Annotated in this window: 23 protein-coding genes; 18 read left to right on the top strand and 5 right to left on the bottom strand. The window is 67.3% G+C overall.

Features of this window, described 5'->3' with window-relative positions; translation table 11 throughout:
- Positions 1 to 67 precede the first annotated feature (67 nt).
- The 3 genes from BT264_RS17765 to BT264_RS17775 all read left to right on the top strand — a co-directional run bounded on the left by BT264_RS17765 (position 68) and on the right by BT264_RS17775 (position 2640).
- The gene (locus tag BT264_RS17765; RefSeq protein WP_072439320.1) at positions 68 to 856 is read left to right on the top strand and encodes an SDR family oxidoreductase; all 789 of its coding nucleotides are present in this window, start codon (positions 68 to 70) and stop codon (positions 854 to 856) included.
- A gap of 44 nt (positions 857 to 900) precedes the next feature.
- Positions 901 to 1917: an NADP-dependent oxidoreductase gene (locus tag BT264_RS17770; protein WP_072439499.1), complete on the top strand. Its 1017-nt coding sequence runs from the start codon at positions 901 to 903 to the stop codon at positions 1915 to 1917.
- Positions 1918 to 2124: 207 nt separating this feature from the next.
- Positions 2125 to 2640, top strand: coding sequence for a thioesterase (locus BT264_RS17775; RefSeq protein WP_072439322.1), 516 nt, complete (start codon positions 2125 to 2127; stop codon positions 2638 to 2640).
- A gap of 66 nt (positions 2641 to 2706) precedes the next feature.
- Here BT264_RS17775 and BT264_RS17780 read toward each other — a convergent pair whose 3' ends face one another.
- From BT264_RS17780 to BT264_RS17795, 4 genes are all read right to left on the bottom strand, one after another.
- Complete coding sequence (locus BT264_RS17780; protein WP_072439324.1) at positions 2707 to 3759, bottom strand: AI-2E family transporter; 1053 nt, start codon at positions 3757 to 3759, stop codon at positions 2707 to 2709.
- Positions 3760 to 3994: 235 nt separating this feature from the next.
- Positions 3995 to 4579 (bottom strand): BPSL1445 family SYLF domain-containing lipoprotein, encoded by a 585-nt coding sequence (locus BT264_RS17785; protein ID WP_072439326.1) that lies wholly within the window; start codon positions 4577 to 4579, stop codon positions 3995 to 3997.
- 64 nt (positions 4580 to 4643) lie between these two features.
- Positions 4644 to 5030, bottom strand: coding sequence for an ElaB/YgaM/YqjD family protein (locus BT264_RS17790; protein WP_072439328.1), 387 nt, complete (start codon positions 5028 to 5030; stop codon positions 4644 to 4646).
- 284 nt (positions 5031 to 5314) lie between these two features.
- Positions 5315 to 7162 (bottom strand): ExeM/NucH family extracellular endonuclease, encoded by a 1848-nt coding sequence (locus tag BT264_RS17795; RefSeq protein WP_072439330.1) that lies wholly within the window; start codon positions 7160 to 7162, stop codon positions 5315 to 5317.
- A 207-nt stretch (positions 7163 to 7369) separates the two neighbouring features.
- Between BT264_RS17795 and BT264_RS17800 the strand changes: the two genes are divergently transcribed.
- The 8 genes from BT264_RS17800 to BT264_RS17835 all read left to right on the top strand — a co-directional run bounded on the left by BT264_RS17800 (position 7370) and on the right by BT264_RS17835 (position 14405).
- A complete protein-coding gene (locus BT264_RS17800) occupies positions 7370 to 7723 on the top strand; it encodes a YciI family protein (protein WP_034185206.1) in 354 nt (117 codons plus the stop codon).
- A gap of 125 nt (positions 7724 to 7848) precedes the next feature.
- Positions 7849 to 8268 carry a YciI family protein gene (locus BT264_RS17805; protein ID WP_072439332.1) on the top strand — a complete coding sequence of 140 codons (420 nt, stop codon included), beginning with the start codon at positions 7849 to 7851 and terminating at the stop codon, positions 8266 to 8268.
- Between the two features lie 42 nt (positions 8269 to 8310).
- Positions 8311 to 8727, top strand: coding sequence for a VOC family protein (locus BT264_RS17810; RefSeq protein WP_072439335.1), 417 nt, complete (start codon positions 8311 to 8313; stop codon positions 8725 to 8727).
- Entirely contained in the window at positions 8724 to 9992 is a 1269-nt protein-coding gene (locus tag BT264_RS17815) for an RNA polymerase sigma factor (protein ID WP_072439337.1), read from the top strand. Before BT264_RS17810 ends, BT264_RS17815 begins: the two co-directional genes overlap by 4 nt.
- Positions 9993 to 10246: 254 nt before the next feature.
- Entirely contained in the window at positions 10247 to 10669 is a 423-nt protein-coding gene (locus BT264_RS17820; RefSeq protein WP_034185149.1) for a rubrerythrin family protein, read from the top strand.
- Positions 10670 to 10791: 122 nt separating this feature from the next.
- A complete protein-coding gene (locus BT264_RS17825) occupies positions 10792 to 12129 on the top strand; it encodes a heterodisulfide reductase-related iron-sulfur binding cluster (RefSeq protein WP_072439501.1) in 1338 nt (445 codons plus the stop codon).
- A gap of 31 nt (positions 12130 to 12160) precedes the next feature.
- On the top strand, positions 12161 to 12742 hold the full coding sequence (locus BT264_RS17830) for a DUF3501 family protein (RefSeq protein ID WP_072439339.1): 582 nt from the start codon (positions 12161 to 12163) through the stop codon (positions 12740 to 12742).
- A gap of 721 nt (positions 12743 to 13463) precedes the next feature.
- A complete protein-coding gene (locus BT264_RS17835) occupies positions 13464 to 14405 on the top strand; it encodes a transposase (protein ID WP_072439341.1) in 942 nt (313 codons plus the stop codon).
- A 121-nt stretch (positions 14406 to 14526) separates the two neighbouring features.
- On the opposite strand, the gene BT264_RS17840 is transcribed toward BT264_RS17835, so the two are convergent.
- Complete coding sequence (locus BT264_RS17840; RefSeq protein WP_072439343.1) at positions 14527 to 16053, bottom strand: mannose-1-phosphate guanylyltransferase/mannose-6-phosphate isomerase; 1527 nt, start codon at positions 16051 to 16053, stop codon at positions 14527 to 14529.
- Between the two features lie 428 nt (positions 16054 to 16481).
- Between BT264_RS17840 and BT264_RS17845 the strand changes: the two genes are divergently transcribed.
- From BT264_RS17845 to BT264_RS17875, 7 genes are all read left to right on the top strand, one after another.
- Entirely contained in the window at positions 16482 to 17855 is a 1374-nt protein-coding gene (locus BT264_RS17845) for an undecaprenyl-phosphate glucose phosphotransferase (RefSeq protein WP_072439503.1), read from the top strand.
- A 65-nt stretch (positions 17856 to 17920) separates the two neighbouring features.
- The gene (locus BT264_RS17850; RefSeq protein ID WP_034185153.1) at positions 17921 to 19333 is read left to right on the top strand and encodes a UDP-glucose dehydrogenase family protein; all 1413 of its coding nucleotides are present in this window, start codon (positions 17921 to 17923) and stop codon (positions 19331 to 19333) included.
- Positions 19334 to 19364: 31 nt separating this feature from the next.
- A complete protein-coding gene (locus tag BT264_RS17855) occupies positions 19365 to 19808 on the top strand; it encodes a low molecular weight protein-tyrosine-phosphatase (protein ID WP_072439345.1) in 444 nt (147 codons plus the stop codon).
- The gene (locus BT264_RS17860; RefSeq protein WP_072439347.1) at positions 19802 to 20980 is read left to right on the top strand and encodes a polysaccharide biosynthesis/export family protein; all 1179 of its coding nucleotides are present in this window, start codon (positions 19802 to 19804) and stop codon (positions 20978 to 20980) included. The genes BT264_RS17855 and BT264_RS17860 overlap by 7 nt, the downstream gene beginning before the upstream one ends.
- A 50-nt stretch (positions 20981 to 21030) precedes the next feature.
- The gene (locus BT264_RS17865; protein ID WP_072439349.1) at positions 21031 to 23256 is read left to right on the top strand and encodes a polysaccharide biosynthesis tyrosine autokinase; all 2226 of its coding nucleotides are present in this window, start codon (positions 21031 to 21033) and stop codon (positions 23254 to 23256) included.
- Positions 23257 to 23318: 62 nt separating this feature from the next.
- On the top strand, positions 23319 to 24278 hold the full coding sequence (locus tag BT264_RS17870; protein ID WP_072439351.1) for a glycosyltransferase family 2 protein: 960 nt from the start codon (positions 23319 to 23321) through the stop codon (positions 24276 to 24278).
- A gap of 127 nt (positions 24279 to 24405) precedes the next feature.
- Complete coding sequence (locus BT264_RS17875; RefSeq protein WP_072439354.1) at positions 24406 to 25542, top strand: glycosyltransferase family 4 protein; 1137 nt, start codon at positions 24406 to 24408, stop codon at positions 25540 to 25542.
- The last annotated feature ends 9 nt before the right edge of the window (positions 25543 to 25551 follow it).

Consider the following 25551-nt stretch of genomic DNA (forward strand, 5'->3'; position numbering starts at 1 on the left):
GCGACACGCACGGAAAACCCGTCGCGGCAGCATGCCGCGACGACGATTCACGACAGGAGCAGCTCACATGACAGTCGTTTCTTCGCGCCTCGCCGGCAAGTGCGCATACATCACGGGCGCCGCGGGCGGCCTCGGCCGCGCGATCGCGCGCCGGATGGTCGAGCAGGGCGCGCGCGTGTTCTTGACCGACATCGCCGAAGCGGCGGTGCTCGACGCGTTCGCGCAGGAACTCAACGCGGGCCACGCGACGCCGGTCGCGTTCGCCGCGACGCAGGACGTGCGAGACGAAGCGCGCTGGCAGGCGCTGCTCGCGCAGGCGAACGATGCGATGGGCGGGCTGTCGGTGCTCGTCAACAATGCGGGCGTCGGCTCGATCGGCTCGCCCGCGCAAATCGAACTGGACGAATGGCGGCGCGTGATGGCGATCAACGTCGAGAGCATCGTGCTCGGCTGCAAGCATGCGCTGTCGTACCTGGGCGCGAGCCATCCCGCATCGATCATCAACATCTCGTCGGTCGCCGCGTTCAAGGTCGAGCCGGATTTCACCGCGTACAACGCATCGAAGGCGGCGGTCGCGTCGCTGACGAAATCGGTCGCGATCGATTGCGCACGCCGCGAGCTCGACGTGCGCTGCAACTCGATTCACCCGGCGTTCATCCGCACGGGGATCGTCGAACCGCTGTTCCAGACGCTCGGCGAACGCGATGCGACGCGCAAGCTCGCGCGTGGCATTCCGCTGCGCCGGCTCGGCGAGCCGGACGACGTCGCGCATGCGGCCGTGTATCTCGCATCCGACGAAAGCCGCTTCGTGACGGCCGCCGAACTCGTGATCGACGGCGGCATGTGCGCGGTCTGACGCGCATCCCGCATCCCGTACCGCAATTACCGGAGGAGAACATCGTGTCGACACCCGTGAATCGCCAACTGCTGCTGAAGACGCGCCCGGAAGGGCGGGTCGGCCGCGAACACTTCTCGCTCGTCGAGACGCCGGTGCCGCCGCTCGCGGACGGCGAGGTGCTCGTGCGCGTGCTGTACCTGTCGATGGACCCGACCAACCGCGTGTGGATGAGCGACGTGCCGCAGTACCTGCCGCCCGTCGCGATCGGCGAGGTGATGCGCGCGCTCGGCATCGGGCGCGTGGTCGCGTCGCGCCATGCCGGTTTCGCGGAAGGCGATCTCGTGCAGGGGCTCGTCGGCTGGCAGGACTATGCGGCCGTGCCGGCCGACCAGGCCGCGCAGCTCGTGAAGCTGCCCGCGCAGTCGGGCCTGCCGCTGCCGACGCTGCTCGGCGCGTGCGGGATGAGCGGGCTGACCGCGTATTACGGGCTGACCGACATCGCGCCGGTGCAGCCCGGCGAGACGCTCGTCGTGTCGGCGGCGGCCGGGTCGGTCGGCTCGATCGCCGGGCAGATCGGCAAGATCCACGGCGCGCATGTGGTCGGCATTGCGGGCGGCGCCGACAAGTGCCGCTACCTGACCGAGACGCTCGGCTTCGACGCGGCCGTCGACTACAAGGCCGACGATTTCCGTCAGCAACTGAAGGCGGCGACGCCGGACGGCGTGCACGTGAACTTCGAGAACGTCGGCGGCGAGGTGATGCGCGCGGTGTTGTCGCGGATGGTGATCGGCGGGCGCGTCGCGCTGTGCGGCGTGATCTCGAACTACAACAGCGGCCGCGCGGCCGACGACGTCGGCGTGCTGATCTCGAAGCGGCTGACGATGCGCGGCTTCCTGATCCTCGACTACCGCAAGAGCCGCGAAGCCGTGCAGACGCTCGCGGGCTGGTTGCGCGACGGTCGGCTCAAGGCCGAGGAAACTGTTGCCGACGGTCTCGAAAACGCGCCCGACGTGCTGAATCGCCTGTTCGACGGCGATCATCGAGGCAAGCTCGTGCTGCGTGTCGATCCGGACGCGTGACCGGCTTGCGGCGCGGCGCGCGATATCGGTCGCGCGTTGCCGTCAGGTGTTGTCGAGCGCGATGAGTTCGATCAAACGGCTCTCAGTTTCGGACTTGTCCCATATATTGTCCCGGCCTCTCTCCCTAAAGTGATCGCCAGTGAACAGGCGGCGTGACCGACGCGTCACGCCGCCTTTTTTCTGGTCACGCGGCAGAGGAGAGGGAACATGCGGAACAACGCGAAGCGGGCGGCATCGGCAGCGATGCGCAATCGAACGGTGCGGTGCGTCGGCGCCGTGCGGATGATGGCGATCGGGCTGGGCGTCGTGCTGGCGATGTCGAATGCGGCGGCGGCGGGGCAGGCCACGTCGGACGGCACCGTACGGTTTACCGGCGCGCTCGTCGATCTCTACGACGTGACGTTCGACGCGCCGTCGGGCGCGGTTGTCGAAGGACGGGAAGCGGCGGGCGGCGGGGCCGCGGCGACGCTCCGGTTCGATGCGCATGGCCGGCGTTTGCCGGGTGCTCATGTGGCACTGGTCGGGCCCGACGGTGCGCCGTTCGCGCTGGACGCCGATTCCGGCGTGCGCGCAACGTGGCGCGATGCGCGCGACGATCGAAGCGTGCCGCTGGTGTCGGGCCGCGTTCATCGCGTGGGCCCGTATGGCGGCGTGATGACCGTCGCGGCGGATGAAGCGACGGGCGCCGTGGCGCCCGTCGTGATCAGGATTCGCCATCCGTGACGGAGGGCTTGTGCGTGCGGATGGAGCGGTGGCGGCCGGGCGTATGGCACGCGGCCACGCGCCGCGTCATTCGCCCTGTTCGGCGCGCGCGTAGATGTCCCAGCTCGCCATGAACAGCGCGGCGACGAGCGGCCCGATCACGAAGCCGTTGATGCCGAACAGCGCCATCCCGCCGAGCGTCGAGATCAGCACGACCCAGTCGGGCATCTTCGTGTCCTTGCCGACGAGGATCGGGCGCAGCAGGTTGTCGACGAGACCGATCACGCCGACGCAGAACGCGACGAGGATCACGCATTTCCAGATCTCGCCGATCGCCAGGAAGTAGAGCGCGGCCGGTATCCACACGAGGCTCGCGCCGATCGCGGGCAGCAGCGACAGGAACGCCATCAGCGCGCCCCACAGCACGACGCCCTGGATGCCGAGGATCCAGAAGATCAGCCCGCCGAGCGCGCCCTGCACGAGCGCGACCGCGACGTTGCCTTTCACGGTCGCGCGCACGACCGTCGTGAACTTCGCGAGCAGCAGATTCTTGTGCTCCTCGTCGAGCGGCAGCGCGCGGCGTACGCGGCGGCCGATCTCGCCGCCGTCGCGCAGCAGGAAGAACACCATGTACAGCATCACGCCGAAGCTGACGATGAACTGGAACGTGTTCTGGCCGATGCTGAACGCCTGGGCCGCGGCGAACTGGCTGATCTGCGCGGCGCCGTCGGTCAGTTTCTTCTGGATGCCGGGGATGTTGGTCAGCCCGTATTTCGCGAGCACGCGCTGGATCGAGGTCGGCAGCGCGTGGATGATGTCCTGGAAGTACTGCGAATAGTTCGGCTGCGCGGTCTTGATTTCCTGGTACACGTATGCGATTTCCTGCACGAGCGTCGCGGTGACGAACACGAGCGGCAGGATCACGATCAGGATGATCAGCGTCATCGTCACGAGCGCGGCCAGGTTGCGCCGCTTGCCGAAGCGCGCCGCGAGCCAGCGCTGCACCGGCTGGAACAGGATCGCGAGAATGGCGCCCCAGAACACGGCCCCGGAGAACGGCGCGAGAATCCCGCACATGCCGACGGTGACCGCGAACAGCAGGAAATAGAAGAATTTTTGGTGATCGTGTCCGCTATCCATGGGTGGCATTCGCGCAGATTGATGCTTGGTTTGATTGAATCTCGTTGCCCCGGGCGCGATCGGCTCGCGAACGTCACGGGTTCGCTGCGGAACACGCGGCGGGGCGGCCCATCGGGAGTATGCCCGCAAAGGTGCCGCCATCATAACCGCTGCGCGCGACCCATGCGAAAACGCCGCGGCCGGGGCCGCGGCGCTGCCGGGAAACGAACGCGGCGCAAGGCCGCGTGCGGTACCGTCAGATATTGAGCTTCGTGACCTTGGTGCCGTTCACCGACAGGTCGCCCATCAGGCCTGCGTTGGTCAGGACCAGCACCTCGACAGGCGCGGTGGCCGTGGTGGTGTCGACCGCGCCGTTCGCGCCGACCTTCACGACCGCGACCGATGCGTCGGCGCCGGCAGCCCAGCCGTCTGACTTGCGGAACGAGTCAAGCGCATCCTGCGTCATGAACAGGAACACGATCGCCTTCGACTGCGCGCCGGCCTGCAGGCCGACCGACAGCGACGACGTGTTGTAGTAGCCGACGGTGCTGCCGCCGACGCGCAGCGCGCCGTTGCCGGACTGGCCGCCGATGATGAGACCGGCCTGCAGCACGTTCGGGAACACGAGTACGCCGCGCGATTTCGCGACGAGCTCACGCGAACCCGGCACCGTCGAATAGAGGCGCGACAGCGTCGCGTTCACGCTCGCGTCGATCGACTGGCGCTTCGACGCGCTGGCCGATGCGGTTTCGGGTTTGTCGGGCGTGGTCGTGCAGCCGGCGAGTGCAAGGCTGCCGAGCATCACGGCGGCAGCGGCTTTCATGGCGAGGGACTTCTGCATGGCGGTTCTCCTTCGTTGTCTGATTGAGGACGGACGGTGCGGGCAGCGGTGCGGGCAGCCCCGTTCAACGGCGGGCAAGGAGCAGGCCCGCAACGAACGCGAGGCCAGCGACGACGCCGGCGGTCTGCCACGGGTTGTCGTGCACGACCTGCGACACGCGTTCGGCCGAATCGCGCAGCCGGGCGGCCGCGCTGCCCGACGCGTAGTCGAGCGCGCTGCGCGCTTCGTCGAGCCTCGACTGCACGCGCTTGCGCAGCGCGGCGATATCGCCGTCGCCATCGTTTTTCAACAGGTCTTCCAGTTCGTCGACCAGCCCGCGCAGATCGTCGGTCACGTCGGCATGCAGATCACGGGCGGCGGAGCGCGTCGTGCGTCCCACGCGCCGGCCGGTGCGACGGATGTCGGCCAGGCCGCGGTCCAGTTTGTGTTCGATCGAGTCGGTGAGCGCCATGGTGTTTATCCTCCTTCGATTCCAGGCCAATTTGAAGATAAGACGAATCCCAGCAATTGATGTGATTCACTTGCCCCAATTGAGTTTCGAGACAAATTTTCAATTCGTTGGCAGGATCGCCGCGAAGCCCCGTCGCGCGGGGCGGGGCGACGGTTGAAAAAATTTCGCAATCGGGCGAATCGGCGTGTGGAGCAGCGGTACGAAGCGAATGTCAGGTAAATATGGCATCGCCAGGGTCGTCAGGTAAATAGTGCCGTTGCAGGCCTTGTGTTGATGCAAATGCACTAGTCCACGCTGTGTCGGGGAGCACGGTTCATGCCCGAGGCCGGCACGGCGCCGCTGTCGCCAAGCGCGACATCGATGATGACGGGATCGTGGTCCGACGAGCGGTATGCGTCGGGTGCGTAATAAGACGACCGGTGCACACGCGTTTTGTAATCGGGCACGGGTTGCAGGGCGACCGGTTCGTCGGCGTTGATGTGCCATATGTGCACGGCCTTCACGCGTGCGGCGAGTGTCGATGTGGCCAGCGCGTGGTCGAGGTAACCGGCTTCGCCGCGAAATACGTAGCTGTACGCAGCATCGCCGACGAAGCGGGCAACCAGGTTCGCATAGCCGCGCGATTCGAGCGCGCGGACCGGATCTTCCTTCGCATAGCTGTTCAGGTCGCCGATCAGCAGCATGCCGTCGGCCGCGGCGCCCGTCGGCGAAGCGGCGAGCCAGTCGGCGATGCGCGTGGCCGCTCGCGTGCGCGCCGCATTCCAGCAGCCCTGGCCGTCGGACTGGTCGAGGTCGGAGCCGGTCGCGTTCGGGCAGTTCTTCGACTTCAGGTGATTGACCGCGACAGTGAACGCGCGCGTGCCGCCGATGCGCCGGAAGGTCTGCGCAAGCGGCGGGCGGTGCCGGCCGCCGAGTGCGACGGTCGCGGCGAGCCCGACCGGCTCGACCGTGCGACTGTCGTACAGCAGCGCGACCGCGATCACGTCGCGGCCGAGCCGCGCGGTGCCGGGGTCGACAGCGCGCCAGCCGTCGCCAAGTTGCGCAGCGAGACGCCGCACCGCGCTCGCGTCGCCGTGGCCGTTGTTCGCGATTTCCATCAGCCCGATCACGTCGGCGCGCAGCGCGCGCAACGCCGTGACGATCTTCGCTTCCTGCCTCGCGAAGACGGCGTGCGTTTTTGCGCCACGGTTGGCCGGCGCGTCGAATCCGCCGCCATGGCCGTCGCCGTTGAAATAGTTGAAAACGTTGAACGACGCGATGCGCACGTCTGCAGCGGAGTGCCGGTCCGGCGCATCGGTACGCGGATTCGCGGCGGCGTCGAACACGGGCGCCGTGCCGGTTGTCGGTTGCAGCCGCCACGTGCCGTAGCGCAGTTCGAGCACGCCTTCGACGCCGCGCACCGTGTAGCCCGCGCGCAGCGTATTGGCGGCGCTCAGCGCGGGCGGCGGATAGCGGACGGTCGCGGGATCGCGGCGGCTCGAGCCGTCGTCGAGCACGATGCGGTTGCGCGCGTTGGCCGCCGCGAGCGCGGCGGCTTCGGCTGGCGGCGCGACGTGGGTCGGGATGCGCAGCCGGCCGTTGCTGAGAACGAGGCTGCCGTAGCGGCCGAGTTCGTGCGTATCGCTGACCGTCAGCGTTTGCGGCAGGCGCACCCGCATGCCTTCGTGCGCGGCCAGCACGGCCGGCGCGGCGACCGGCAGCGTGAGCGTCGCCGGCGTGACCGTCTGCCCGCGTGTGCAGACGGCGATGCCGCCCGACAGCACGAACTGTGTGCGGCCGTATTTATCGTCGACCCGGCCCGTGAGATGCACGAGATCGCCGGGGCTCGCGCGTGCGTTCGGTGCGTACACGAACAGGCCTTCCGGGACGCCCGGCCGCCTCCGCCGCTGCGCGTCGGCCTGCTGGACGAAGAAGCCGCCGAAGCCGTCGGCGCCGTCGAACGCCGCGGTGACGACGGCTTCGATCGAGGTCGTTTGCCCGGCCAGCGGCGACGGGCCGCCAGCGCTGCGGAGGTCGGCAATCGCCGAGGTCGCGCCGCCGCAGCCGGCGCTGACCGGTAGCGCGGCGGGGGCCGGCCGGACGGAGAGGGCGAGCGATAGCGCAACGGCAAGCGGCGGAAGCAAGCGTGACATGGGACGGTCCACTGGAAGAAAATCCGACAGTTCGGGAGCGCATCTTGACGGCAAAATGCCAGGAAGCGGCCGAATTGGCCGTCCGGCCAGTGCCGGATGGCTAACAATGCAGGCAGACCCTGCCGCGGCTGTTACGCTTTCGCATCGGGTGTCGCACGCCGATCGCGCAGCGAACGCCGCCGCACCCCGTCCCTACAGGAGAAGTCCATGTCTTACATGCTGTTGATCGTCGAACCGACCGACCAGCGCGCGGAACGCACGCTCGACGAAGGCCAGGCGCTTTACGCGCGGATGGTCGATTTCGCCGAGACGCTGAAGGCGCGCGGCGTGCTGCGCGGCGTCGAGTCGCTGGAGCGCTCCGAGCGCGGCACGCGCGTGCAGGTGCGCGACGGCGAAACGCGTCTGCTCGACGGTCCGTTCGCGGAGGCGAAGGAGATGGTCGGCGGCTTCTTCCTTGTCGATGTCGACACGCGCGAGGAAGCGATCGAGATCGCACGCCAGTGCCCGGCCGCGCAATGGTGCACGGTCGAGGTACGCGCAGTCGGCCCGTGCTTCCTGTGAAGGCCGGAGATAGGTATTTACCCTGATTCAGCGTGGCGCACGTCGATCCGGCTGTATCCCGCCCGTCGTCCGGATAGGGCGCCGATGAACGGGTGCCTCCTTCCACCGACGACAAGGAGTGAACGATGCGATTCATGATCATGATCCGGGCGAACGCCGTCAGCGAATCCGACGCGTTGCCGGACAACCGGCTGGTCGAGGCCATGACCGTCTATCACGAGGAACTGGCCAACGCAGGCGTGCTGCTCGACGCGAATGGCCTGCGGCCGAGCGCGCTCGGCTGGCGCGTGCGCTATACGGGCGGCAAGGGCACGGTGGTCGACGGCCCGTTTGCCGAAACGAAGGAACTGATCGCCGGCTATACGCTGATCCAGGTGCGTTCGCGCGACGAGGCGCTCGAATGGACACGCCGGTTCCCCGCGCCGTTCGGCGTCGAGATGGATTGCGAGATCGAGGTGCGGCCGCTGTTCGAGCTCGACGACCTCACGCCGAGCGACGCGGTCGAGCGGTTTCGCGAACTCCACGTCGGCCGTACCAGCGCCTGATTGACTGCCCACCTGAATCCAACCTCACCGGGAGCACCCGACATGCACAAGATGGTCTTCATCAACCTGCCCGTGGCCGACCTGCCGCGCTCGAAGGCGTTCTACCAGGCGCTCGGCTTCGAAGTCGTGCCGGCCTATACCAACGACCAGGCCGCCTGCATCAAGATCAGCGACACGATCTTCGCGATGCTGCTCGTGCGTCCGTTTTTCCAGACGTTCACCGGCAAAACCATCATCGATCCGGCAACGCAGGTGCAGGTCCTGTCGTGCCTGTCGTGCGAAAGCCGCGCCGAAGTCGACGCGATCGTCGCAAAGGCGCTGGCGGCCGGCGGGTCCGCGCCGCAAGCGCCGCGCGAGTACCCGAACATGTACGGCCACGGGTTCGACGATCCGGACGGCCATGCATGGGAACTGATGGCCATGCCGCTGGACGCGTCCGCCGAGGGGCAGGCGTCGTGACGCATGAGGCGACGCATCGTGCGATCGAGGCGGTCTGGCGGATCGAGGCGCCGAAGATCATCGCACGCGCCGCGCGCGTGGTGCGCGACGTCGGCGTGGCCGAGGAGCTGGCGCAGGACACGCTCGTCGCGGCGCTCGAGCACTGGCCCGTCGACGGCGTGCCCGACAATCCGGCCGCCTGGCTGATGACGGCCGTGAAGCGTCGCGCGCTCGACCGCGTCCGGCAGGAGTCGCTTCATGCGGCGAAGCGCGACCAGCTCGGCCACGAGATGGACGCGCTCGAAGCGCATGTCGTCCCCGACATCGCCGATGCGCTCGCCGACGCGAGCGACGACGACATCGGCGACGACCTGCTGCGGCTGATCTTCACGTCGTGCCACCCGGTGCTGTCGACCGACGCGCGCGTCGCGCTGACGCTGCGGCTGCTCGGCGGGCTGACGACGGGCGAGATCGCACGTGCGTTCCTGACGCCCGAGCCGACGATCGCGCAGCGGATCGTACGCGCGAAGCGCACGCTCGCGGCGGCGCACGTGCCGTTCGAGGTGCCGGCCGCCGATGCGCGGCCCGCGCGGCTCGCGTCGGTGCTCGAGGTGATCTACCTGGTGTTCAACGAAGGCCATGCGGCGACCGCGGGCGACGACTGGATGCGCCCCGCGTTGTGCGACGAAGCGCTACGGCTCGGCCGCGTGCTCGCGGGGCTGGCGCCGGACGAGAGCGAAGTGCTCGGCCTCGTCGCGCTGATGGAGTTGCAGGCATCGCGCATGCATGCGCGCACCGATGCACAGGGCCGGCCGGTGCTGCTGCTGGATCAGGATCGCAGCCGCTGGGATCAACTGCTGATCCGGCGCGGTCTCGCGGCGCTCGAACGGGCGACGAAGCTCGGCGGCGTGCGCGGGCCGTATGCGCTGCAGGCCGCGCTGGCCGCCTGCCACGCACGTGCGCGGCACGCGTCGGAAACGGACTGGGCGCAGATCGTCGCGCTGTACGACGCGCTCGCCGAAGTCGCACCGTCGCCGGTCGTCGAACTGAACCGCGCAGTGGCGGTGGGAATGGCGTTCGGGCCGGCAGCGGCGCTCGAACTCGTCGACGTGCTGCGCGACGATCCCGCGCTCGCGCGCTATCACTGGCTGCCGAGCGTGCGCGGCGATCTGCTGGCGAAGCTCGGGCGTGCCGACGAGGCGAAGCTCGAGTTCCGCCGCGCGGCGGAACTGACGCGCAACGAGCGCGAGCGCGAATTGCTGCTCAAGCGTGCGATGGATGCGTGACGCATGAAGCGTGCGTCGTAAGCGCGGCATACGCGCACCGATCCCTCCCTCCCTCCCTCCCTCCCTCCCTCCCGACGATCCCCGGATGTACACCCGGCACTATCACCCGGATTGAAAAAGCCTATTGGGGGATGCGAACGCCAGCGCCTAGATTAAAAGGCACGATGCGTGCGCCCCAGGCAAACGCATCGTTCCCCACATATCTGATCGGCCCGGCTTCGCATGCGGCCGCGCCGACTCGAACGGAGGCGCACATGGCTCACCTCAAGGGCAGCAAAACCGAAGAGAACCTGAAGGCCGCATTCGCGGGCGAATCGCAGGCGAATCGACGCTATCTGTATTTCGCTTCGAAGGCTGACGTCGAAGGCCAGAACGACCTCGCCGCGCTGTTCCGCTCGACCGCCGAAGGCGAAACCGGCCATGCGCACGGCCACCTCGAATACCTGGAAGCCGTCGGCGATCCGGCAACGGGCTTGCCGTTCGGCTCGTCGCGGCTGAATCTCGAATCGGCGATCGCCGGCGAAACGCACGAATACACCGACATGTATCCGGGCATGGCGAAGACGGCGCGCGACGAAGGCTTCGACGAAATCGCGAACTGGTTCGAGACGCTCGCGAAGGCCGAACGCAGCCACGCGAACCGCTATACGAAGGCGCTGGACAGTCTCGTCGACTGACGGGCCGCCGCAGGCCGCACGGCACGACCGTGTAACCGGCAAGCGGCCGGCCGTTCGTTCATCGCTGCCCGCAGCGCGCGGGCGGCGCGCTCGCGCGCATGCGCGCCACGCTGGAGCGCCTCATGCCCCACAAGGAAGGCAGTCTCGAAGCCCCGACCCGGCATCCGCTCGACTGGCAGTCCGATGCGTTCTACGACCAGGCCGCGATCGATGCGGAAATGACGCGCGTGTTCGACATCTGCGCCGGGTGCCGGCGCTGCGTGTCGCTGTGCGGCGCGTTTCCCGCGCTGTTCGATCTGGTCGACGACACGCCGATGGGCGATATCGACGAAGTGCCGAAGGCAGCGTTCGGCAAGGTGGTCGACCAGTGCTATCTGTGCGACCTCTGCTACATGACGAAATGCCCGTACGTGCCGCCGCATGCATGGAACGTCGACTTCCCGCACCTGATGCTGCGCGGCAAGGCGGCGCGCTACAAGCGCGGCGAAGCGACGCTGCGCGACAAGGTGCTGTCGAACACCGATGCGCTCGGCCATTTCGCGGGCATTCCGATCGTCACGCAGACGGTGAACGCGGTGAACCGCACGCCGCCCGCGCGCCATGCGCTCGAAGCGGCGCTCGGCGTCGATCGCAACGCGTGGCTGCCGGAGTTCGCGCCGCGCAAGTTCCGGCGCGCCGCGAAGCGCTCCGGCAACCCGCCCGCGCGCGACGGCGAACGCACGCCCGGCAAGGTCGCGATCTACGCGACGTGCTACGTGAATTTCAACGAGCCGGGCATCGGCCACGACCTGCTCGCGATCCTCGCGCACAACGACATTCCGTACGAGCTCGTCACGCGCGAAGCATGCTGCGGAATGCCGCTGCTGGAGCAGGGCAACCTTGCCGGTGTGGCCGCGAAGAAGGAGGTGAACCTGCCCGTGCTCGAACGCTATGCGCGCGAAGGCTATGCGCTGATCGGCGCGATCCCGAGCTGCGTGCTGATGTACAAGAGCGAGCTGCCGCTGATGTTCCCCGGCGACGAAGCGGTGCGCGCGGTGGCCGACGCATTCTGGGATCCGTTCGAATACGTGATCGCGCGGCATCGCGACGGGCTGCTGAAAACCGATTTCACGACCGGCCTCGGCACCGTGTCGTATCACGTGCCGTGCCATGCGCGCGTGCAGAACATCGGCCGCAAGACGGCCGACGTGCTGTCGCTCGTCCCCGATACGCGCGTGAACGTCGTCGAGCGCTGCTCGGGCCATGCGGGCACGTTCGGCGTGAAGAAGGAATTCCATGCGGACGCGATGCGGATCGGCGCGCCCGTGTTCAAGGCGATGGCCGAGCCGCAGCCGGATTTCGTGTCGTCGGATTGCGCGCTGGCCGGCCATCACATCGTGCAGGGCATCGACGAGAAGGGGCTGCCGTCCGCGCCGCTCGCGCATCCGCTCACGCTGCTGCGCCGCGCATATGGCATCTGAGCCGCTGCCGGCCGACTCACGAGGACATCCCATGACGCTGACCCGCGACTCCCTGCTGACGCTCGAAGCGTACGCGAAGATCCGCAGGACCGAACACGCGCGGCTCGTCGCGTACAAGCGCCGCCGGGCGGTCGCACTCGGCAACCACCTGCGCTTTTTGTTCGAGGACGAGACGACGATCCGCTATCAGATCCAGGAGATGCTGCACATCGAGAAGATCTTCGACGAGGCGGGCATCGACGGCGAACTGGACGCGTATCTGCCGCTCGTGCCCGACGGCACCAACCTGAAGGCGACGATGCAGATCGAATACGAACACGAGATCGAGCGGCGCGCGGCGCTCGCGCGGCTGATCGGTATCGAGGATCGCGTGTACCTGCAGGTCGACGGGCACGCGCGCGTCTACGCGATCGCCGACGAGGATCTCGAGCGCGACAACGACGAGAAGACGTCGGCCGTGCATTTCGTGCGTTTCGAACTCGACGTGCCGATGCGCGCGGCGCTCAAGGACGGGGCGGCGCTGTCGATCGGCTGCGATCACCCGGCCTACACGATGCCGCCGCAGCGCGTGGATCCGGACGTGACCGCGTCGCTGGCCGGCGACCTGCGCTGACATGACCGCCGCGCGTCCTACGCGGCGTATTCCGCTTTTCCGTTCGACCCGAGACAGGCTTTCCGCGAGTAGCGCGGCGAGCGCTCGCCTGTTGCCGCGAAAATGTAACAGGCGTCCCGCGCTTGCGTGCGGAGAAACAATGTGCATTCCGCGTCACCGTGCTTTCATCACTCGCAGAGAAACAATAAAGAGATTGTGCACGGAGAAAATTCAATTGAACGGGAATTGAATGATTTACCGATTCGTGAATATCTTGTTACGAAATTTTCCCTGATTTACCGATTTTAGTCGGCAATTCCGGGGATTGTTGCAGGCAAGGGTCGGAACAGCCCGGAAAGGCCCATTGGCGGCCATTCTTCATACCCTGAAGCGCCCCGCCAGACGGGCCTTTTCAGCGCCGGGCATAAAGATCGCGCAAAAAAATTCAAGCATAAATGGATTGCGTACCCGTGGCAGGTTGTTTCAGTGCGTAACATTAAGTCATTGTCATATTGAGATAAACCCTGAGGATGGTATGCTTCGTGCACAAAAATTCCCACATTGGAGTGAGACCGTGATTTGTGCGCTGTTGCCGGGAATTCCGGCACCGTGAAAGTGCGGTGTCGGCCGGCATGCACAACATCGGATAAACATAATGTGCAAACCTGGCCGCCCCGCGACGCGATGTGTCGCGACGGCGCCGCCAATCGCAGCCCGGCCTGGCTGCGTGGAGAGATCTACTATGTTCTTCGATGAGCTTAACGATGAAGAGTGGTTTCGTCTTTCAACGCTGATCGCCGATGAACCCATCCGGCTGAATCGTCGTGGGCGTCCACGAGCCGAACCGCGCGTCGTTGCCAACGCGGTGCTCTGGATCCTGACGACCGGTGAAGCCTGGTCCAAGCTGCCCGGTCGTTATCCGTCCGGGCCGACGTGCCGTCGTCGCTACGAGGAGTGGCTCGCGAGCGGCACGCTGCTGCAGATGATCGACGTGCTGACCCAGTTCAGCGGGCGCACGTTCGCGTATATTCCGCCGCCGCCGGTGCCGGTCGTGCCTGCGCGTCGCGCGGAGCCCGCGCCCGACAACGATCGCTTGCGCGGCGTGTTCTGGCAAAACCCCGAGTCGTGGCAATTGCCGGTCGCGCAGGCAAACGTTTGGGAGGGCGAAGGCGCGTCGCTGAGCGCGATGCCGGACGACGCAGTGGCCGATCCGGCCCGCACGTCGTTCGTGGTGCCCGGTACGCCGGCGGCGGAACTGCGCCATGCGCGTGCGTCGTCGGCGAGCTTCGCCGCTGCCGAACCGCAAGTCGACGAGTATCGCGGCTATACGATCTGCGGCATCGCGCAGCCCGTGCAGAACCTGATGTATCGCGCGTGGGCCGAGATCTCGCAGGACGACCGGCGCGTCGAGCGCTCGGGCCTCATCGGTCCGCGTTTCACCGATGCCGAGGAAGCCGAGCAGTTCGCGCTCGACTGGGCGCGCCAGTGGATCGATCGCCACGGTGCGAGCCACGAGCCGGCGCGCGCGCCGCAAAGCGAGGTGCTGGCCGGTTTGTCCGCGCTGGCGCGCGCGGAGTCGGACATCAAGCGCTTCATCGCCGAGCGTCACGCGGGTGCGTTGTCGGAAAGCCGCAACGATCCCGTGCAGTCGGAGCGCCGCGAATACGCGTACCGCGTAGGTTGAGCGCCGTTCCAATGCAACGCGCGGGCCGTCGTGTGCCACGACGCCCGCGCGGAAGCCTCGTCTTTCCATGCTTGCCACGCCGGGGCTCCGCTGTCGAAGCGGAGCCCCGGCGCTTGCTGCGTCACTGCCGGCCGTAGGTATCGTCGAAGCGGACGATGTCGTCCTCGCCGAGATACGCGCCCGACTGCACTTCGATCAGTTCGAGCGGCATCTTGCCCGGGTTCTCCAGGCGGTGCGAGACGCCGAGCGGGATGTACGTCGATTCGTTTTCGGACAGCAGGAACGTTTCGTCGCCGCGCGTGATGCGCGCGGTGCCGCGCACGACGATCCAGTGTTCGGCGCGATGGTGGTGCATCTGCAGCGACAGTCGCGCACCCGGTTTCACGACGATGCGTTTTACCTGGAAGCGCTCGCCCATGTCGACCGAGTCGTAGTGGCCCCACGGGCGATGCACCTTGCGGTGATCGGTGGCTTCCGCGCCTTGTTGCGCCTTGATGCGGCCGACGATCTTCTTCACGTCCTGCACGCGCGACTTGTCCGCGACGAGCACGGCGTCGGGCGTTTCGACGACGACGAGGTTCTGCGTGCCGACGCACGCGACGAGCCGGCTTTCCGAATGCGCGAAGGTCGATTCGGCGCCTTCGAACAGCACGTGGCCGCGGCCGACGTTCCTGGCCTCGTCCTTCTGCGAGATCTGCCAGATCGCGTCCCACGAGCCGACGTCCGACCAGCCCGCGTCGAGCGGCACGACGACGCTCTCGCACAGCTGCGGCAGGCTCGCGAGCGGCTCCATCACCGCGTAGTCGATCGAGTTCGACGGCGATGCGGCGAACGCGTCGCGATCGACGCGGAAGAAGTCGCCATCGGCCTTGCCCTGCGCGACAGCCTGTTCGCAGGCCTCGTAGATCGCCGGTTCGAGCTGGCGGATCGCCTTCAGCCACACCGACGCGCGAACGATGAAGATCCCGCTGTTCCACCAGTACTCGCCGGATGCGACGTACTGCTGCGCGAGTTCGAGGTGCGGCTTCTCGACGAAACGGTCGAGGCGGCGCACGTCGAGGTTGCCCGTCGCGGCGTCGCCGAGCGGCGCACCGACGCGGATGTAGCCGTAGCCGGTTTCCGCGTGCGTGGGCACGATGCCCATCGTCGCGATCCTGCCTTGCGCCGCGCAGTGCACGCCGGCCGCGACGGCGGCGTGAAAGCGCGGCAGGTCGGCGACCGCATGGTCGGCCGGCATCACGGTCATCACCGCATCGTTGCCGTCGGCGACGAGCCGCAGCGCGGCGAGCGTCAGCGCGGGCGCGGTGTCGCGGCCGAGCGGCTCGAGCATGATCGTCGCGGGCTTGGCCGTCAGGCGCAGTTGTTCGGCGGTCGTGAAGCGGTGATCCTCGCCGCACACGATCAGCACGTCGTCGTTCAGCGGGTAGTCGGCCGCGAGGCCGTCGAGGCGCAGCGCGGTCGACTGCAGCAGCGAATGATCGCCGAGCAGGCCGATCAGCTGTTTGGGAAAGCGTTCGCGCGACATCGGCCACAGGCGCGTGCCGGAACCGCCCGCAAGAATCACCGGCTGCACGGCGAGGCGCGTGCCGGCGGCGGGAGCGGCGGAAGAAGATTGGCGCGTTTCGGCTGCCACTGCCGGAGCATTCATGGTGACACTCTCCACGGTTGAAGTCAGTGCCTGTCGTTGTAGCATGAAGTAAATCGACAATAAAACCGGGACCATTGACTGATATTCGCCATGCATGCATCTGGAAAAATTTTCCGCGATCGCGTCGGACGTAAATAAAAAAATAAAAAATAATTCCGGGCATTGTTGGTCATCCCGTGCCTGCAAAGGGCTCGCGGCGAAGGGAAAATTTCCGAAAATTTCTCGATTTCCGATCGATTCGGGAAAACCTGCCGAATTAAATCAAAAACTTCGCGGCAATAATTTCCGATTATTTTTCGAAATACTTGTGCGCTTGAGGGGCGATTTTCTTGTCGCTTCAATAGCGTCATGCAACGTTTGAATCGAATGTGCGGCACGGGCTGCACGAGGAGCTGTTCGGCAAACGCCTGTTCAAAGAGGAAGCAGACATGTTGAGCGTGCTGGCGAGAGTCATCGATATCGCGATGGTCGTGGCAGGGGCGCTGATCGCCGCTGCGCTGCACGACGGCAGCATCTGGCTCAACGACCTGCAGCGCACGACGGTGCTGTTCGACTGCCTGCTGGTCGTGGTGTTCTTTCCGGCCATCGGCATCTACCAGTCGTGGCGAGGCAAGCGTCTCGTCGGGCTGATGGGCCGCGTCGCGTTCGCGTGGCTCGTGGTCGAGCTCGCGGGCATCCTGATGAGCTTCAGTTTTCACCAGTCGGGCGACCTGTCGCGGCTGTGGCTTGGCTACTGGGCGCTCGTGACGATGGCGCTGCTCGCCGGCTCGAAGGCTTGCGTGCACGTCGTGCTGCGGCAACTGCGCCGCGGCGGCTACAACCTGAAGGCGGTCGCGATCGTCGGCGGTACGCCGGCGGCGCGGCGGCTGATCGCGCAGATGCGGGCGCGGCCGGAAGCGGGCTTCAACCCGGTGTGCGTGTACGACGAAAGCGAAGTGCCGGGCGATGTCGCGCTCGACGACGTGCGCATCGAGCGGCAGTTCGAATCGCTGGTGTGGCTCGTGCGCAGCCGCGCGATCCGCGAGCTGTGGCTCACGCTGCCGATCTCGGAGGAACCGAGGATTCACCAGATCGTGACGGTGTTCCGCCATGATTTCGTGAACATCCGTTTCATTCCGGACGTGCGCACGTTGTCGTTCTTCAACCAGGAAGTGGTCGAGGTGCTCGGCGTGCCGGCGATCAACCTCGCGGCGTCGCCGATCACCGACGTGCGGATCCTGCCGAAGTTCGTGTTCGACCGGCTGTTCGCGCTGGCGGCGCTCACGGCACTCGCGCCGGTGATGCTGCTGATCGCGGGCCTGATCAAGCTGACGTCGCGGGGGCCGGTGTTCTTCCGCCAGAAACGCAAGGGCATCGACGGGCACGAGTTCGAGATCTACAAGTTCCGCTCGATGAAGGTGCACCAGGAAGCGGCGGGCACGGTGACGCAGGCGACCAAGAACGACACGCGCGTGACGCCGGTCGGCCGGTTCCTGCGCCGCACCAGCCTCGACGAGCTGCCGCAGTTCATCAACGTGCTGAAGGGCGAGATGTCGGTCGTCGGCCCGCGCCCGCATGCGCTCGCGCACGACGACATCTACAAGGATCTGGTCAAGGGCTACATGTTCCGCTACCGGATCAAGCCCGGCATCACCGGGTGGGCGCAGATCAACGGCTTTCGCGGCGAGACCGACCAGATCGAGAAGATGATGGGGCGCGTGAAGCTCGATCTGTACTACATGCAGAACTGGTCGTTCTGGCTCGACATCAAGATCGTCGCGCTGACGCTGTGGAAAGGCTTCACCGGCAGCAACGCGTACTGACACAGTGCCCCGCGGGCATTCCGGTTTTACGAATTTCGAATCATTGGTCAAGAGGTCGACACATCATGAATCTGACTATCATCGGCAGCGGTTACGTAGGTCTTGTCACCGGCGCATGCCTCGCCGACATCGGGCACGACGTGTTCTGTCTCGACGTCGACCAGGCGAAGATCGACATCCTGAACAACGGCGGCGTGCCGATCCACGAGCCGGGCCTCAAGGAAGTCATCGCGCGCAACCGCTCGGCCGGCCGCCTGCGTTTCTCGACCGACATCGAGGCCGCGGTCGCGCACGGCGACGTGCAGTTCATCGCGGTCGGCACGCCGCCCGACGAGGACGGCTCGGCCGACCTGCAATACGTGCTCGCGGCGGCGCGCAACATCGGCCGCTACATGACGGGCTTCAAGGTGATCGTCGACAAGTCGACGGTGCCGGTCGGCACGGCCGAGCGCGTGCGCGCGGCGGTCGCCGAGGAGCTCGCGAAGCGCGGCGGCGACCAGATGTTCTCGGTCGTGTCGAATCCGGAATTCCTGAAGGAGGGCGCGGCGGTCGACGATTTCACGCGGCCGGACCGCATCGTGATCGGCTGCGACGACGACGTGCCGGGCGAGCGCGCCCGCGAGCTGATGAAGAAGCTGTACGCGCCGTTCAACCGCAACCACGAACGCACGCTGTACATGGACGTGCGCTCGGCCGAGTTCACGAAATACGCGGCGAACGCGATGCTCGCGACGCGCATCTCGTTCATGAACGAGCTGGCGAACCTCGCCGACCGCTTCGGCGCGGACATCGAAGCCGTGCGCCGCGGGATCGGCTCCGATCCGCGCATCGGCTATCACTTCCTGTATGCCGGCTGCGGCTACGGCGGCTCGTGCTTCCCGAAGGACGTCGAGGCGCTGATCCGCACGGCCGACGAGCACGGTCAATCGCTGCAGATCCTGAAGGCCGTGTCGTCGGTCAACGCGACGCAAAAGCGCGTGCTCGCCGACAAGATCGTCGCGCGCTTCGGCGAGGACCTGACGGGCCGTACGTTCGCGATCTGGGGCCTGGCATTCAAACCGAATACCGACGACATGCGCGAGGCGCCGAGCCGCGAGCTGATCGCCGAGCTGCTGTCGCGCGGCGCGCGCATCGCCGCGTACGACCCGGTCGCGCAGCAGGAGGCGCGCCGCGTGATCGCGCTCGATCTCGCCGATCACCCGAGCTGGCTCGAGCGCCTGAGCTTCGTCGACGACGAAGCTCAGGCCGCGCGCGACGCCGATGCGCTCGTGATCGTCACCGAATGGAAGGCGTTCAAGAGCCCCGATTTCGTCGCGCTCGGCCGCCTGTGGAAGACGCCGGTGATCTTCGACGGCCGCAACCTGTACGAGCCGGAGACGATGAGCGAGCAGGGCATCGAATACCACCCGATCGGCCGGCCGGGCTCGCGCCAGGCCGTCGCCGCCCGCGTGCCGGGCGCCGCGCGAGCGAGCGCGTAACCCTGTTTCCCGTCACCCGCTACGAGACGCCATGTTCCGGAACATCCTGATCGTCTGCCACGCGAACGTCTGCCGCAGTCCGGCGGCGGAAATGCTGTTCAAGTCGCACGCCGCGTCGCGCGGCGGCCCGCGCGCGACGTTTCATTCGGCCGGCGTTCATGCGAACGACGGCGACGGCATCGATCCGGTGATGCGGCAGTTGCTCGCGGAGCGCGGCGTCGATGCGACGACCCACCGCTCGCGGCGGCTGTCGCGCCGGATCGTGCGCGACGCCGACCTGATTCTCGTCAGCGAGCGCGGACAGATCGCGGCCGTCGAATCGGTCGATCCGTTCGCGCGCGGCAAGGTCCACCTGCTCGGCAAGTGGGAAGGGGCCGAGATTGCCGATCCGCACGGCGGCCCCGAGGCCGAATACCGCGAGAGCTACTCACAGATCGAACGTCTGGTTCAAGGATGGCTACAGAAACTATGCTGAAACGCCCGATGCGCCCGGTGGCGCTTGCCGTCGCGCTGACGACTTTCCTGTCGGCCTGTGCAACCGCGCCCGGCAACTACCTCGACTCGTCGAACCTGAAGGACGAAGGCCGCCAGCAAGCGGCCGAGACCTATCCGGTTCATTACATCGACGCCAAAGTGGTGATGGACCAGTTGCAGAAGCAGCAGGTCGACCATCCGCTGCCGCCGGGACGTTATACCGATCCGTCGCAGTACGTGTACCGCATCGGCCCGCAGGACATCCTCGGCGTCACCGTCTGGGACCACCCCGAGCTGACGACGCCGCAAGGCCAGTCGTTCTCCAGCGGCGGCAACACGACGCAGACGATCGCGGGCGCGCTGCAGCAGCCCTATTCGTCGTCGCTGCCGGGCCAGGCCGATCCTTACGGCCAGACGGTGGCCGCCGACGGCACGATCTTCTTCCCGTTCGTCGGCCGCATCCACGTGGCGGGCAAGACGATCGCGCAGACCCGCGACGAGCTGGCCACGCGTCTCGCGCGCTATGTGAAGAACCCGCAGCTCGACGTGCGCGTGCTGTCGTACCGCAGCCAGAAGGTGCAGGTGACGGGCGAGGTGAAGACGCCGGGCCCGCTCGCGATGAGCGACGTGCCGCTGACGCTGGTCGATGCGATCTCGCGCTCGGGCGGCTCGACCAACGAGGCCGACCTGCAGCGCGTGCGCCTGACGCGCGACGGCAAGCTGTACACGCTCGACGCGAACGGCGTGCTCGATCGCGGCGAAGTGCGGCAGAACGTGATGCTGCAGCAGGGCGACATCGTCAACGTGCCGGATCGCAGCGACAGCCGCGTGTTCATCATGGGCGAGGTCAAGACGCCGGTCACGGTGCCGATGCTCAAGGGCAGGCTGACCATCGCCGACGCGCTGACGGCGGGCGGCGGCATCCTCGACACCGATGCGAACCCGCGCAAGATCTACGTGATGCGCGGCATGCGCGACAACCCGACGAAGCCTGAAGTGTTCCGCCTCGACATGACGCAGCCCGATGCGTTGATGCTGTCGAGCCGCTTCCCGCTTCAGCCGCTCGACGTGGTCTACGTCAGCACGGCCAGCTCGGTGCAGTTCAACCGGGTGCTGCAGCAGGTGCTGCCGACGATCCAGACGATCTTCTACATGCGGCAAATCACGCGCTGATAGCCCGCCGGGGCGGCGCCTCCGCTCCGGCACCACTCAAGCGGGAACGAATGGTGAACACGCAAGCGAAACACTCCTACGCGGATCTGTCCGTGAAAACCGAGGAAGAGGACGTCGTCCTCGGCCAGTTGCTCCAGGTGATCATGGACGACATCTGGCTGCTGCTCGGCATCGCGGCGACGGTCATCGCGCTCGCCGGCCTTTACTGCTACATCGCGAAGCCGGTGTATCAGGCCGACGTGCACGTGCGGGTCGAGAGCAACGACAACACGTCGCAGGCGCTCACGCAGACGCAGACCGGCGCGACCATCAACACCGGTCCGCAGCAGGCGCAGACCGATGCGGAAATCGAGATCATTAAGAGCCGCGGCGTCGTCGCGCCGGTCGTCGAGCAGTTCAAGCTGAACTTCTCGGTCGTGCCGAAGACGCTGCCCGTGATCGGCAGCCTCGCCGCGCGCGTCGCGACGCCGGGCACGCCGGCGCGGCCGTGGCTCGGCCTGAAATCGTACGCGTGGGGCGGTGAAGTCGCCGACGTCGATTCGATCAGCGTCGTGCCCGCGCTCGAAGGCAAGAAGCTGACGCTGACGGCCGGTCCGAACGACACCTATTCGCTCGTCGACCAGAACGGCACCCGGCTGCTGTCGGGCCAGGTCGGCGAATCGGCGCAAGGCGGCGGCGTGACGCTGCTCGTGAAGAAGCTCGTCGCGCGCCCCGGCACGCAGTTCACGGTGGTCCGCTACAACGATCTCGACGCGATCGGCGGCTTCCAGGCCGGCATCCAGGTGAGCGAGCAGGGCAAGCAGACGGGCGTCGTGCAGATCTCGCTCGAAGGCAAGGACCCGGATCAGACCGCCGCGATCGCGAACGCGCTCGCGCAGTCGTACCTGAACCAGCACGTGGTCGCGAAGCAGGCAGAAGCGACCAAGATGCTCGACTTCCTGAAGGGCGAGGAACCGCGCCTGAAGGCCGACCTCGAACGCGCGGAAGCCGCGCTGACGCAATACCAGCGCACGTCGGGCTCGATCAACGCGAGCGAAGAGGCGAAGGTCTACCTCGAGGGCAGCGTGCAGTACGAGCAGCAGATCGCCGCGCAGCGCCTGCAGCTCGCGTCGCTCGCGCAGCGCTTCACCGATTCGCACCCGATGGTGATCGCCGCGAAGCAGCAGCTCTCGGAGCTTCAGGGCGAGAAGGACAAGTTCAGCAACCGCTTCCGCAGCCTGCCGGCGACCGAAGTGAAGGCCGTCCAGCTCCAGCGCGACGCGAAGGTCGCCGAGGACATCTACGTGCTGCTGCTGAACCGCGTGCAGGAGCTGTCGGTGCAGAAGGCCGGCACGGGCGGCAACATCCACCTCGTCGATTCGGCGCTGCGCCCGGGCGATCCGGTCAAGCCGAAGAAGGTGCTGATCCTGTCGGCCGCCGTGTTCCTGGGGCTGATCCTCGGCACGGGCATCGTGTTCCTGCGCCGCAACCTGTTCCAGGGCATCGAGGATCCCGATCGCATCGAGCGCGCGTTCAACCTGCCGCTGTACGGGCTGGTGCCGCAAAGCGCCGAGCAGGTGAAGCTCGACGCCGCGGCCGAGAAGGGCGGCGGCCGCGCGCGGCCGATTCTCGCGAGCCTGCGTCCGAAGGATCTCAGCGTCGAGAGCCTGCGCAGCCTGCGCACCGCGATGCAGTTCGCGATGATGGACGCGAAGAACCGCGTGATCGTGCTGACGGGCCCGACGCCCGGCATCGGCAAGAGTTTCCTGACGGTCAACCTCGCGGTGCTGCTCGCGCATTCGGGCAAGCGCGTGCTGCTGATCGACGCCGACATGCGTCGCGGCCTGCTCGATCGCTACTTCGGCCTCACCGCGCAGCCGGGCTTGTCGGAACTGCTGAGCGACCAGTCGCCGCTCGAGGATGCCGTGCGCGAAACGCCGGTGCAGGGCCTGTCGTTCATCGCGGCCGGCACGCGTCCGCCGAACCCGTCGGAACTGCTGATGTCGACGCGCCTGCCGCAATACCTCGAAGGGCTCAGCAAGCGCTACGACGTCGTGCTGATCGATTCGCCGCCGGTGCTGGCGGTGACCGACGCGACCATCATCGGCCGCATGGCCGGCTCGACGTTCCTCGTGCTGCGCTCGGGCATGCACACCGAAGGCGAGATCGCCGACGCGATCAAGCGCCTGCGCACCGCGGGCGTCGATCTGGAAGGCGGGATCTTCAACGGCGTGCCGCCGAAGGCGCGCGGCTACGGCCGCGGCTACGCGGCCGTGCACGAATACCTGAGCGCCTGAGTGCAGTGTGCGAAACCGGGCCGGCGCGCAGCGCGCCAGCCCGGCCGACTGGAGAACCATCGATGAAAATTTCCGTGCTCGTCCCGACCTACCGGCGCCCGGCCGACCTCGCGCGCTGCCTGCTGGCGCTGCAGCGGCAGCAGCGGCTGCCCGACGAGGTGATCGTCGTCGCGCGCCCGGAGGACGACGCCACGCACGAACGGCTCGCCGATCCGGCGGTCGGCGGCGCGCTGCCGCTGCGCATCGTGCCGGTCGACGTGCCGGGGCAGGTCGCCGCGCTGAACAAGGGGCTCGACTCGGCGAACGGCGACATCGTCGCGATCACCGACGACGATGCGGCGCCGCACCCCGACTGGCTGGCGCGCGTCGAGTCGGCATTCCAGGCCGATCCGCGCGTGGGCGCGGTCGGCGGGCGCGACTGGGTGCACGAGAAAGGCCGCGTGCTCGACGAATCGCGCGAACTCGTCGGCCAGCTCACGCTGTCCGGCAAGATCGTCGGCAATCATCACCTCGGCGTCGGCGGCGCGCGCGAAGTCGACATGCTGAAGGGCGCCAACATGAGCTACCGCCGCGCCGCGATCGAACGGCTGCGTTTCGACACGCGGCTGCGCGGCGCGGGTGCGCAGGTGCACAACGACATGGCGTTCAGCATGCGCGTGCAGCGCGACGGCTGGAAGCTCGTCTACGACCCGGCGATCGCGGTCGATCATTTCCCGGCCGAGCGCTTCGACGACGACCGGCGCGACGCCGCTTCGCTGAATGCGATCAGCAACGGCGCATACAACCTGCATCTGATCCTGCGCGAGCATCTGCCGCCGGTCCGGCGCGAGATCGCGTGGTGGTGGTGGACGCTGGTCGGTACGCGCGTCTATCCGGGTTTCGCGCACGTGCTGCTGTCGCTGCATACGGCGCAGCGCAGCCGGATCCGCGAGCACTGGCGCGCGGTGCGCCGCGGCGCGCGCGACGCACGCCGCGCGAACCTTGCCCCCCACCGTGCGGCGATGCCGCCGGTGACGTCTTGAACGGGCTGCGCGCATCGCGCGCGGCCACTCCCGGAGGGCTCGAAATGAAACAACCCCCACGCGCGCTTTGCGCGCTGCCCCCCGAGGGGGCGGTCAGCCTCATCGGGGCGGCCCGGCGGAGGCTGACATGACCACAACGAAAGTCCACGTCCACCTGTTTTACGGCGCCGATCCGCGTACCTATCGGAAAGGCGAGAACATCGGCTGCCTGTACGGCTATCACCATGCCGAATCCGACGAATTCCGGCTGACGTATTCGCAGGACGGCGGCGAGGGCCGGGTCGCCAGCCTCGCGCGCCGCGCGCTGAAGGCGGCGCTCGGCTTCGACGTCGTGCATGCATGGCGCAACCGCGCCGCGCTGCTGAACACCGACGTGATCTGGACGCACACCGAGCAGGAGCATCTCGCCGCTTCGCTGATCCTGAAGCTCGCCGGCGCGCAGGGCAAGCGCCCGCTGCTGCTCGCGCAGAGCGTGTGGTTGTTCGACAAGTGGGGCAGCTTCGGCGGCGCGCGCCGCTGGCTGTACCGCAAGCTGCTCGCGCGCGCCGACGCGCTGACCACGCTCGCCCGCGACAACGCAGAGCTGTGCCGCCGCTATCTCGGGCGCGATGCCGAGTTCGTCTATTACGGGCTGAACACGCAGGATTTCCCGCTTACCGAGCCGCAGCAGTGGCAACCGAACCGGCCGCTGCGGATCGCGGCGATCGGCAACGACCGCGACCGCGACTGGCGCACGTTCCTCGCCGCGTTCGGCGGCGACGAACGCTACGACGTACGGCTCGCGACGCGGCGCCGCGTGCCGCGCGAGTGGCATGCGCCGAACGTGAAGATCGGCTCGGCGTCGGGGCTCGCGAAGCAGCACGAGCTGTACGCGTGGGCCGACGTGATCGTCGTGCCGCTGCGGCCGAACTTCCACGCGTCGGGCATCACCGTGATGCTCGAGGCGGCGGCCGTCGGCAAGCCGATGATCGTGTCCGACGTCGGCGGCCTCAGCGACTACTTCCCGCACGATACGGCCGCCTATGTGCCGGCGTTCGACGCGCAGGCGATGCGCCAGGCCGCCGATCGCTTCGTCGCCGATCCGGTCGCGGCGCTCGGCTGCGCGCGGGCCGCCGCCGCGTGCCTGCGCGAGCGCGACCTGACCACGCAGGCGTTCGCCGAGCAGCACGTGCGGATCACGCGCGACCTGCTGCGACGGCGCCGCACGCCGGCCGCCGCGGGCCTGGCGATGCCGCTTGCGGATTCGCGTCCGTCGTCGCGGTGAGAGCGGATC

This window comes from Burkholderia sp. NFPP32 (assembly GCF_900119325.1).
Classification (GTDB): Bacteria; Pseudomonadota; Gammaproteobacteria; order Burkholderiales; family Burkholderiaceae; genus Burkholderia; species Burkholderia pyrrocinia_C.

Coding starts and splice junctions, on each gene's coding strand:
- BT264_RS17865 (WP_072439349.1), top strand. CDS start 21,031: ATGGTGAACACGCAAGCGAAACACTCCTACGCGGATCTGTCCGTGAAA.
- BT264_RS17820 (WP_034185149.1), top strand. CDS start 10,247: ATGGCTCACCTCAAGGGCAGCAAAACCGAAGAGAACCTGAAGGCCGCA.
- BT264_RS17870 (WP_072439351.1), top strand. CDS start 23,319: ATGAAAATTTCCGTGCTCGTCCCGACCTACCGGCGCCCGGCCGACCTC.
- BT264_RS17795 (WP_072439330.1), bottom strand. CDS start 7,162: ATGTCACGCTTGCTTCCGCCGCTTGCCGTTGCGCTATCGCTCGCCCTC.
- BT264_RS17800 (WP_034185206.1), top strand. CDS start 7,370: ATGTCTTACATGCTGTTGATCGTCGAACCGACCGACCAGCGCGCGGAA.
- BT264_RS17790 (WP_072439328.1), bottom strand. CDS start 5,030: ATGGCGCTCACCGACTCGATCGAACACAAACTGGACCGCGGCCTGGCC.
- BT264_RS17765 (WP_072439320.1), top strand. CDS start 68: ATGACAGTCGTTTCTTCGCGCCTCGCCGGCAAGTGCGCATACATCACG.
- BT264_RS17775 (WP_072439322.1), top strand. CDS start 2,125: ATGCGGAACAACGCGAAGCGGGCGGCATCGGCAGCGATGCGCAATCGA.
- BT264_RS17805 (WP_072439332.1), top strand. CDS start 7,849: ATGCGATTCATGATCATGATCCGGGCGAACGCCGTCAGCGAATCCGAC.
- BT264_RS17855 (WP_072439345.1), top strand. CDS start 19,365: ATGTTCCGGAACATCCTGATCGTCTGCCACGCGAACGTCTGCCGCAGT.
- BT264_RS17875 (WP_072439354.1), top strand. CDS start 24,406: ATGACCACAACGAAAGTCCACGTCCACCTGTTTTACGGCGCCGATCCG.
- BT264_RS17780 (WP_072439324.1), bottom strand. CDS start 3,759: ATGGATAGCGGACACGATCACCAAAAATTCTTCTATTTCCTGCTGTTC.
- BT264_RS17825 (WP_072439501.1), top strand. CDS start 10,792: ATGCCCCACAAGGAAGGCAGTCTCGAAGCCCCGACCCGGCATCCGCTC.
- BT264_RS17785 (WP_072439326.1), bottom strand. CDS start 4,579: ATGCAGAAGTCCCTCGCCATGAAAGCCGCTGCCGCCGTGATGCTCGGC.
- BT264_RS17835 (WP_072439341.1), top strand. CDS start 13,464: ATGTTCTTCGATGAGCTTAACGATGAAGAGTGGTTTCGTCTTTCAACG.
- BT264_RS17830 (WP_072439339.1), top strand. CDS start 12,161: ATGACGCTGACCCGCGACTCCCTGCTGACGCTCGAAGCGTACGCGAAG.
- BT264_RS17860 (WP_072439347.1), top strand. CDS start 19,802: ATGCTGAAACGCCCGATGCGCCCGGTGGCGCTTGCCGTCGCGCTGACG.
- BT264_RS17810 (WP_072439335.1), top strand. CDS start 8,311: ATGCACAAGATGGTCTTCATCAACCTGCCCGTGGCCGACCTGCCGCGC.
- BT264_RS17845 (WP_072439503.1), top strand. CDS start 16,482: ATGTTGAGCGTGCTGGCGAGAGTCATCGATATCGCGATGGTCGTGGCA.
- BT264_RS17840 (WP_072439343.1), bottom strand. CDS start 16,053: ATGAATGCTCCGGCAGTGGCAGCCGAAACGCGCCAATCTTCTTCCGCC.
- BT264_RS17850 (WP_034185153.1), top strand. CDS start 17,921: ATGAATCTGACTATCATCGGCAGCGGTTACGTAGGTCTTGTCACCGGC.